Annotated in this window: 5 protein-coding genes and 4 tRNA genes; all 9 read right to left on the bottom strand. The window is 44.6% G+C overall.

The window, feature by feature from the left end; all coding sequences use genetic code 11:
- The coding region (locus HCJ96_RS16110; protein WP_246261500.1) for a GTP-binding protein at window positions 1-298 on the bottom strand (298 nt) is incomplete at its 3' end.
- Window positions 299-364: 66 nt separating this feature from the next.
- A tRNA-Thr gene (locus tag HCJ96_RS16105) sits at window positions 365-440 on the bottom strand.
- Between the two features lie 7 nt (window positions 441-447).
- Window positions 448-522, bottom strand: a tRNA-Gly gene (locus HCJ96_RS16100).
- Between the two features lie 31 nt (window positions 523-553).
- Window positions 554-638, bottom strand: a tRNA-Tyr gene (locus HCJ96_RS16095).
- A gap of 9 nt (window positions 639-647) precedes the next feature.
- Window positions 648-723: transfer RNA gene (locus HCJ96_RS16090), tRNA-Thr, on the bottom strand.
- A gap of 116 nt (window positions 724-839) precedes the next feature.
- A complete protein-coding gene (locus HCJ96_RS16085) occupies window positions 840-1580 on the bottom strand; it encodes a type III pantothenate kinase (protein WP_169212117.1) in 741 nt (246 codons plus the stop codon).
- The gene (gene birA, locus HCJ96_RS16080) at window positions 1570-2556 is read right to left on the bottom strand and encodes a bifunctional biotin--[acetyl-CoA-carboxylase] ligase/biotin operon repressor BirA (RefSeq protein ID WP_169212116.1); all 987 of its coding nucleotides are present in this window, start codon (window positions 2554-2556) and stop codon (window positions 1570-1572) included. Before birA ends, HCJ96_RS16085 begins: the two co-directional genes overlap by 11 nt.
- Window positions 2553-3545 (bottom strand): UDP-N-acetylmuramate dehydrogenase, encoded by a 993-nt coding sequence (murB, locus tag HCJ96_RS16075; protein WP_169212115.1) that lies wholly within the window; start codon window positions 3543-3545, stop codon window positions 2553-2555. The genes birA and murB overlap by 4 nt, the downstream gene beginning before the upstream one ends.
- Window positions 3546-3596: 51 nt before the next feature.
- Window positions 3597-4301 carry a hypothetical protein gene (locus HCJ96_RS16070; RefSeq protein WP_169212114.1) on the bottom strand — a complete coding sequence of 235 codons (705 nt, stop codon included), beginning with the start codon at window positions 4299-4301 and terminating at the stop codon, window positions 3597-3599.
- Between the last annotated feature and the right edge of the window lie 1195 nt (window positions 4302-5496).

The following is a 5496-nucleotide window of genomic DNA, read 5'->3' as shown; positions in this document are numbered from 1 at the left end:
CCATCTGCGCCGCACCGGTGATCATGTTTTTAACATAGTCAGCGTGTCCAGGGCAGTCTACGTGTGCGTAGTGACGGCTTGGTGTGTCATATTCTACGTGTGACGTAGAGATGGTGATACCACGAGCTTTTTCTTCAGGCGCGTTATCGATTTGATCGAAAGCCTGAGCTGAACCACCGTAAGTCTTTGCCAAAACAGTAGTGATAGCTGCTGTCAGAGTGGTTTTACCGTGGTCAACGTGGCCGATTGTACCCACGTTTACATGGGGTTTCGTACGTTCAAACTTTTCTTTTGCCATTTCTATTATCCCAGCAAAGTAGTGTAATAATTCGATTATCTAAACAAACATGAGCTGGGGAGAAACTGGTGCTGATAGGCAGATTCGAACTGCCGACCTCACCCTTACCAAGGGTGCGCTCTACCAACTGAGCTATATCAGCACGTATTTGGAGCGGGCAGCGGGAATCGAACCCGCATCATCAGCTTGGAAGGCTGAGGTAATAGCCATTATACGATGCCCGCAATCCTAAATTCTCTGGCCACCTCATAAAAGTGGTGGAGGGGGCAGGATTCGAACCTGCGAAGGCTGAGCCGGCAGATTTACAGTCTGCTCCCGTTGACCGCTTGGGTACCCCTCCTGAGATTGATGGTGCCGACTGCCGGAGTCGAACTGGCGACCTACTGATTACAAGTCAGTTGCTCTACCAACTGAGCTAAGTCGGCACTGCATCAAGTGGGTGCGCATTCTAGAGTAATGAGTTACTCCGTGCAATAGTCTTTTGTGAATTTTTTTAAAATTCTCATCTAAATGCTCAAATAATTGCCAGTTAGATGATTTGTTACGCAAAAAGCTGTTTTTTTGCGTAGCGGGCAAGACCTTGCACCACCAAATTCGCGGCGAGGATGCTACCATCGTTGCACGTAAATGCAAACAGATTTTTATCCCCTCCGGTAATAAAAATGTCAAAGTCCTCAAAATTGATTGAAATCTGTGCTCTCGCCCGTGCGTAAACTCCTTGCACCGCCGCTAGACAACCATTAGCGACGCAGCGCTCCGTAGTTGTACCCAATTGAAGTTGATTGGAAATTTCATCATCGGAAAAAACTTTTTGTGTAGAGGTAACCAATGCATTTTTCATGCTGTAAAAACCCGGTGCGATCCATCCCCCCAAATGTTGACCGTCAGCGACAAAATCTACGGTTATTGCCGTTCCCGCATCAATAACCACAAAGGGTTTGTGTGTCAGGTGGACTGCTGCAATCATTGCTAACCAGCGATCCACGCCCATTTTACTCACATCTTTATAGCTGTTTAGTAAGCCGAACGCGCTTTGTTCTGTGTTTATCTCATTGACTACAATCTTGTTCTGCCGGCAATACTCGCGTAATGGCTGTGTAACAGCCGTCTGACGGACTGAAGAGATAAATAGCGTAGTAACTTCCGGATTGCGGGTTAACCATTGCTCAAAGGCGTTTAGCGTTGATTTGCTTTGCGGAATTTCTTGAAAGTTGCTCAAGCGTAGAAATTTGATGCTGGTATTACCGATATCAACCAGTAATACCTGTTGTTCAGTTACCACGCAATGTCACCTCGCCACCATGAAAGCGAGTCAGGCCGTCCTGCGTTTCCACTAACAAGGCGCCGCTGGCATCTACCCCACGGTCGATACCTGAAAATCGCTTCTCGCCCATGCGTAACACCACGGTTTTGTCTGCATAGAGGTCAAGCAGCTGCCATTGATTGATAAACGGTTGAAACCCATGCTGAGCGAATTCGGGCAACAATTCCCACAGTGAATTAATAATTGCGGCTGCAACCACGTTTCGATCTGGAGTGTAGCCAAGATATGAGGTGAGATCTGTGTGGGGTTGCCCGACATCAAACTGAGCATCAGGCATACACACGTTTAATCCAATCCCAATGACGCAATGCGCAGTCGCACCAATCTGACCTTCAACTTCAATTAGAATACCTGCCAGTTTTTTGTTTTGAAGATAAACATCGTTGGGCCATTTCAGCTGGGTATCTGCCACACCACATTTTTTGAGGCCGTTACACACGGCCAGGCCAACTAATAGGGATAACCCCGCCATGCTCTGGTAGCCATCAGGAAATGACCAGTACAATGAAAGTGTTAAGCTGCCGCCCACGGGTGCTAACCAGCTGCGACCGTGACGACCTTTGCCTGCCGTTTGTATTTCAGCCAGCAATACGTCACCGTCAGCAAGGTTATGGGGGGCGACGGAAATCCGCTTTTTAAGCTCGGTATTGGTAGAAGCAAGCACTGATTCCACTTGAATGACAGCGGTTCTACTTTTTGTTAGTTGCTTCTTGATGCGTTCTGTATTCAATAACTCGAACGGGCGTTCCAGACGGTAACCTTTGCCCTTAACCTTAAAGACATCCAGCCCCCATTCAGAAAGTTGGCTAATGTGCCCGGCAACAGCAGTGCGTGAGAGTCCGACCTCGGTCGCAATTGCTTCCCCAGAATGGAAAGCCCCGTCAGATAACAGTGATAATATGTGTTGCCTGATTAACTTTGACGCATGTTTCACAATTCTATCAACCCATCTCTACCGATTAACCTAACTTCAGGTTCCAACTGTATATTAAATTTTGTATAGACACTCTGGGAAATCAACCTAGCAAACTCAAGAACATCTTGTCCTTTCGCATCACCTAAGTTAACTAAAACTAATGGCTGTTTTGGATGACATTGAACCCCACCCAATATACGCCCCTTAAATCCTAATTTATCGATAAGCCAGGCAGCTGGTACTTTGACTAGATTGTCACTCACTTCAAAATGCGGGATATCAGAATAATCACACTGGATTGACCCCAACACTTTTTTATCGATTATCGGATTTTTAAAAAAGCTACCAGCGTTTCCCCACACATTGGGGTCCGGCAATTTTTGTCGTCTTATCGCTTTTACTTCATCAAAAATGGCTTTAGGACTAGGTGCAATAAGTTTGGCTAACTCACCATATGAAGTCTCAAGATAGTTCTCTTTAGGCAAATTAAAATTTACGTGGGTAATTATAACCTTACCCAATAAATCACCTTTAAATATGCTGTCGCGATAGCCAAATTTGCACTCGTGATTTTTAAGTTTTAGCATTTTATGCGATTGCAGGTCGAGAAACTCTACAGATTCAATAAAGTTTTTAACTTCAAGACCATAGGCGCCAATATTTTGAATTGGCGCGGCGCCTACTGACCCTGGAATTAATGCTAGATTTTCCATTCCATACCAACTGTTGCGTAGACATGTTGATACTAGCTTGTGCCAGTTTTCACCTGCACCTACTCGTAGCCTTATCGAATTTTTTGATTCATTAAAGTCTAACCCCAATATTTTATTTTGTACTACTGTGCCATGGTAATCTTCAATGAAAATAGAGTTGCTTCCCTCGCCCAACAAATAGAACGGGCGTGGAAACAAATTGTTTAACGATATTTGCTGAGGATCACTAATAGAAATTAGTGAACTACAATTACTTGGAAGAGAAAATGTATGATATTGAGTTAAAGACTGCACACAAGACCTTCTTTACATAAACTTAAACTAAAGAGTTCTAAATTTAACCTTTCACAGGTACTTCCCGACGATTTTAAACTCTTTATCAAAATGTGACTCATATCTTCTTAATGATACAGGAAAGGTTTGTTTGATGTTTCTCACATTAGCACTCGATTCTGTTAATGGGCAGCCTAAAATTTCCTGTAATTGCACTAAGCTGTCTTGATTTTTGTGCACAGAGCCAACGAAATCAAACGCATTAAGTTCTACATTTTTGAAATACATAGAATATATATTAGTGAGATGAGGAACACTTTTTTCTTTGACTAAAATTTCGAACATTTCCTCCCTGTCGACTATTCCTTTATCTAAAAACTTTTTCTCCAAATAATTGTATATCCGTAATGGCTGCTTAAGAGCTAAAACGTGACCAATATGAGACCACATTCGTTCTAATGGATCTCTAACCCAGGTTAATCGTTTTGCCTTTGGATATATCTCAGATTGTTTTTGATGAGTCGTATAGTGGCCGAATAACACCTCGGCGCACCAAGGTGTTGATATTGGCAAACCTTTTGATAATTGGTTTGCGCCTGTATCAACATACACACTGTAAACTGCTTCATTGCCAAGTGATTGTTCGAAGGTAGCTCTAAGAGAGGTGCCCGCTGTTTTAGGTACGTGGTGCACGAGCCACTTCACCTTATTATTTGGACGTTTTGATGAATCTAATGTGGGCGAAAAATATTTTTTAAGTTTCCATGCATCAAGCATTATTAACCTATTTGAAAACGATAAGTCTTGAAGGAGGCACCTATAAAGGTGCATTCGTACTAAAAAGTAACGAATGGTCTGAGTTATTTGCCATTATACATTCAACGGAGCACACTGCCATTTATTAAATTCAAACTTGTGCCACCTATTACGTTACCTAGACTTAAACTTTGATGACTTTAACCTCGACTATTTGGCGCTTTTTTAACCGGTGATCTTCCCACTTAAAAACGAAGAACTGCCAAGCCTGGCAATGAACCCACAGCCGCGCGATACGACATCTTTCACATGGGTCTTGGCTGGTCATCAACTGGTAAGGAGTGAGCGCAGTGCGAGAAGGAAGCCGGTGACATGACGACAGTATAGAAGCGACAGTATGGATGCTACCGAAGACATTATATAATGGACGGATTGTCACGCTGGTTCTCATGCAGCAAAGCGAATCTGAACTGTTTCCTTATGAATTATGTCCTCCCTTCCAGATTAACACGCAAGTACTTTTCTAAGTGAAAGGGCTATCCTGAATGTGGTAACAGTGTGGTGAATTTTTCAAAGGCGTTAAATGCAAAAAAGGGCCATCCTTTCGGATAGCTCTCGCTGAGAAACAGTTTCTCTTAGAATGGGAGCCCCTTAGCCGGCAAGGGACAACTCCCGTCGTGACGAGTACCACTCTCACGTGCGGGTGATGAACGGTGAGCGCAGCGAGCGAGGGGTGCCTGTGGCACGCCGAGAGTGAAGAACCGGCAGCATGGATGCTGCCGTGGACATTCCACCAGGGACGGGTTGAAACCTGTCTTTCAAGCAGTAGCGCAACCCCAAACTGTTACCCGATGGGTTAGGTCTTGCTATGAGGGAGTGGCACCTTGGTGCTACTCCAAAAACAAAAAACCCAGCTTTCGCTGGGTTCTTTGTTTTTAAAATGGGAGCCTCGTAGCCGACAAGGGACATTGTGCTACTCTCACATGGGGTTTGGACCCGCACTCGGGCGGAGGTAGACCGAATGTCCGGTGGACATTCGCAGCTATCGGAGCGGCACGCCATGGATGGCGTGACTGGACGTAGCACCACGGATGGGTTGTTACTTTGAATCTTACGCAGCCAGACAACCCCAAACTGTTACCCGATGGGTTAGGTCTCCCTGTCAGATTAGCACGCAAGTGCTTTTCTAAGTGAAAGGGCTATCCTGAGTGGAACA

Origin of the sequence: Alteromonas ponticola, assembly GCF_012911815.1 — a bacterium.
GTDB lineage: Bacteria > Pseudomonadota > Gammaproteobacteria > Enterobacterales > Alteromonadaceae > Alteromonas > Alteromonas ponticola.
The sequence above is the reverse complement of the archived record's forward strand: the minus strand, read 5'-3'. Positions and strand labels throughout refer to the sequence as shown.